This is a genomic window from Corynebacterium sp. HMSC065D07 (assembly GCF_001810695.1).
Classification (GTDB): Bacteria; Actinomycetota; Actinomycetes; order Mycobacteriales; family Mycobacteriaceae; genus Corynebacterium; species Corynebacterium hesseae.
The window spans coordinates 1-210 of sequence record NZ_KV802446.1; the positions used below are offsets into that span (position 1 = coordinate 1).

Consider the following 210-nt stretch of genomic DNA (forward strand, 5'->3'; position numbering starts at 1 on the left):
TTTGGCTTGTTGTTGTGCGTAGTCGTCGAGTTCTTGTTTGAGGTGTTGGGCTTCTTCGCGCACACGTTTCCTGGTGGCGGTGATGTGTTGGGCGACTGTTTGCGCCCACCGTTTTTGTTTTGGTGCCAGGGGTCCTTCTGCTTCGTTGATGGTCCAGGTACCGTCAGCGAAAAGCCAGATAACATCCCCACTGTAGGGGTCCAGCAGGTA

The 210-nt window shown here is 54.3% G+C and carries 1 pseudogene; it reads right to left on the minus strand.

The window, feature by feature from the left end:
- Positions 1–210, minus strand: a pseudogene (locus tag HMPREF2760_RS12955) (HNH endonuclease); the annotation flags it as partial.